The sequence below is a fragment of the Mesorhizobium sp. M7A.F.Ca.CA.004.04.2.1 genome, from assembly GCF_004022825.1.
Lineage (GTDB): Bacteria > Pseudomonadota > Alphaproteobacteria > Rhizobiales > Rhizobiaceae > Mesorhizobium.
The window spans coordinates 1-2,566 of sequence record NZ_RZPH01000884.1; the positions used below are offsets into that span (position 1 = coordinate 1).

6 protein-coding genes are annotated in these 2,566 nt (G+C 61.8%); all 6 read right to left on the minus strand.

The features are described 5' to 3' along the window. Positions 1 to 936 (minus strand): CSS-motif domain-containing protein (locus EN893_RS28635; RefSeq protein ID WP_128361973.1); only part of this gene is annotated, 936 nt, incomplete at its 3' end. Between the two features lie 149 nt (positions 937 to 1,085). Beyond that, positions 1,086 to 1,304 (minus strand): hypothetical protein, encoded by a 219-nt coding sequence (locus EN893_RS28640; protein WP_127270522.1) that lies wholly within the window; start codon positions 1,302 to 1,304, stop codon positions 1,086 to 1,088. Positions 1,305 to 1,403: 99 nt separating this feature from the next. Continuing rightward, a complete protein-coding gene (locus EN893_RS38300; protein ID WP_164482279.1) occupies positions 1,404 to 1,541 on the minus strand; it encodes a hypothetical protein in 138 nt (45 codons plus the stop codon). A gap of 39 nt (positions 1,542 to 1,580) precedes the next feature. After that, positions 1,581 to 1,862 carry a hypothetical protein gene (locus EN893_RS28645; RefSeq protein WP_127270520.1) on the minus strand — a complete coding sequence of 94 codons (282 nt, stop codon included), beginning with the start codon at positions 1,860 to 1,862 and terminating at the stop codon, positions 1,581 to 1,583. Then, the gene (locus EN893_RS28650) at positions 1,859 to 2,128 is read right to left on the minus strand and encodes a hypothetical protein (RefSeq protein WP_023809798.1); all 270 of its coding nucleotides are present in this window, start codon (positions 2,126 to 2,128) and stop codon (positions 1,859 to 1,861) included. The genes EN893_RS28645 and EN893_RS28650 overlap by 4 nt, the downstream gene beginning before the upstream one ends. 144 nt (positions 2,129 to 2,272) lie before the next feature. Further along, positions 2,273 to 2,473 (minus strand): cold-shock protein, encoded by a 201-nt coding sequence (locus EN893_RS28655; RefSeq protein WP_127270517.1) that lies wholly within the window; start codon positions 2,471 to 2,473, stop codon positions 2,273 to 2,275. Positions 2,474 to 2,566: the final 93 nt, after the last annotated feature.

Below are 2,566 nucleotides of genomic sequence, written 5' to 3' on the forward strand. Positions count from 1 at the left end.
GGGCCGGACCAGGGAGCCATTCGGCCGCTTCCAGCGCACCAGCGCTTCCGCGCCGATGCAATTGCCGGTCCTGAGCTCGACGATCGGCTGATAGTGGACGATGAATTCGTGCTTGCGCACGGCGATCTGCAATTCTCCCAAGGGCGAAAGCCGCCTTCGTGACAGCCACACAACCACGCCGATGATGAAGGCAGCCATGAAGGCGCCGAGCGGAAGCAGCATGAATTGCTGCTTGCGAACGCTGCCCAGGATCTGGCTTGTCGGTTCGGTGGCGACAGCAATCCAGTCCGTCCCGCGCGCCGTGGCAAACAGGAGATCGTCATCGATGCCTTCGCCGGGACCGGCGATGATCTTCTCGATACGAGCAGGATTCGGGCCGTTCAACGCGCCAAGCAGGATGCCCGTTTGCGTCGTCAAGGCGAGCTGGACACTGGGATCGACGATGACGTCGACAAAGCGTACCGGATCGACAAGGACGTTGTGATCCCTGTATCGCAGCGCCATCAGAAAATGGTCCTCGCTCATCACCGGCTGCATGCGGGCGGTGACGGCAATGCCGTCCCTGGTGGTGAAGTCAGGGGTGGATTGCGCAACGCGCCCTTCGGTCGGTCCCCAGGAAGAGCATTTGAGCAGGCCGTTTTCGAAATAGCCCATTTCTTCGATCGGGCGCGTGTTGATGGTGAGTTGCCGCATACGGGCTATATGGTCCGCCGAACAGCGGATGCCGGTGAACTGGTCGATCTGCCGCAAGGCGGCGGTGGCATCGTTGAGCGAGATGTCGGCCCTGGCGATGGCGCGGCTGGCGAACAGCTGCAGCCGCTCATGTTCCTTTTGGACGGCCTGAATCCAAGCGAGATGAAACATAGCTGCGATTGGCAAGATGGCGCCCAGCATGGCCAACACCACCGCCGTCACGATGATGCGCGACCTGTCCATGCGCCTCCTGCCTTCGGGTATGAGCGGCGATCGTGGGTGGTCGCCCGCAACGTCTCGGCCACCAATCGCGGCAGCGGCCCGGTTCAGGCGGATATTAGGGCCTCGATCTTACGTGAACTTTAATGGAGTCGTGGGGCAGCACCGCTGCTCTAAACCGGATAGGCGCCGTCGGCCGGGCCGGCATAGAGCTCGCTGCCACTGTCGTCACAGATGCGCAGGCGATCGGGGATTTGCGGCATCGCCAGCGTGTGGAACAGCGCGGTGGCGTCCTGCAGCGCGGCGCGCAGGTTCGGCGCCTCCAGCGACACCTTGTCGAGAGTGGCTTCGTCGGCGTCGCGCAACCGGTAGAACTCGATGACGAAATTCAAGCGCGCCTCCGTGGCAGAGCATTGCGCAGGCCTGTCCAGTCAATTCGCCACCTCACAGAGGACGACGGAAAGGGCGCACGAGGCGCGCCCTCCAGTTTGTCAGCCTTTCGACTTCGGCTTCAAGCTGCTCTCCGCCTGCTTGACCGACGAACCGAACGGGGAGGCGGGCTTTGCCACGACCTTGTCCTTCTTCGGCTTGCGTGTCTCGCGGTTGCTACGCTGTTGACCTTTGGACATGTCGTGCTCCTGCTTCAGTGTTGGCTTGGCGGTGGGGTCTCAGACGAGCGGGTTGCTGGCAACAACGGGGTTGTCGGCAACAACCGGATCTGCCGGTTCGAGATTGTCTTCGGTGGTGACCCGCTCATAGGTCTCCTGCTCGCTGCGGATGCGGTATTGCGGCGAACCATCCTTGACCGGCAGCCTGCTCTTGATCTGGAACAGTTCGGCGGTCTTCTGAACGAGGCCGGTGCGGCTCTTCATGCGCACGGTCTGACCGATCGAAAACTGGTGCGCGGGTGTGTCGGTGCGCGGGCGCGCATTCTGCTGGAAACGGATCATGCTGCATTCTCCCTGTCGCGCTTCAGCGCTGTTTCGAGTTCGAGGTAATCGATGGCGACAAGCTGGCTGGTGGGCGGGTTTTTCGCTGCCCTTGCCGGCAGATGGATGAAAGTGGCGACGCGGCGCCAGGCAAGCCGCGACATGCCCTCGATCAGCTCTTCGTCGTGGTCGATGTCGTAGTCGCCGGCCGGCAGCTGCCCTTCCAGTCCGCCGAGCACGAAAGGTGCGGTGAAGTGCGCGATGGAGTGGGTGGTGCGGTCCGGCATTGTCTTACCTATGCAAAGCAGCGGTCCTGAAAACAAAAAAGCGGGGACGAGCCCCGCTTTCCTATTTCCGGCAGTCGCTGGAAATAAGCCTCTTTCGAGAGCTGCCAGTACATCCGTGGTCAGCGTTCATCGAATTCGGCCGGATCAGATCATTTGCAAATTGGCGGCCGACTCGCGGCCCTTGGTGTCACGCTCCAACTCGAACTGCAGCTTCTGGCCTTCGGCGAGGCCGGGGAAGCCGGCGCGCTCCAGTGCGCTGACATGGACAAAGACGTCCTTGCCGCCATCGGTCGGCTGAATGAAGCCGGTCCGGCCATTGTAGAACTTCACGGTTCCGGTGTTCATGTCGGTCTTTCGAAGAATGAGAATGGCCGCGCGGAGCGAACATGCCGCGCGCCCGGTATCGATGATTTGGAATGAGATTGGCGGTTCGAGAAC

Coding starts and splice junctions, on each gene's coding strand:
- EN893_RS28650 (WP_023809798.1), bottom strand. CDS start 2,128: ATGCCGGACCGCACCACCCACTCCATCGCGCACTTCACCGCACCTTTC.
- EN893_RS38300 (WP_164482279.1), bottom strand. CDS start 1,541: ATGTCCAAAGGTCAACAGCGTAGCAACCGCGAGACACGCAAGCCGAAG.
- EN893_RS28645 (WP_127270520.1), bottom strand. CDS start 1,862: ATGATCCGTTTCCAGCAGAATGCGCGCCCGCGCACCGACACACCCGCG.
- EN893_RS28655 (WP_127270517.1), bottom strand. CDS start 2,473: ATGAACACCGGAACCGTGAAGTTCTACAATGGCCGGACCGGCTTCATT.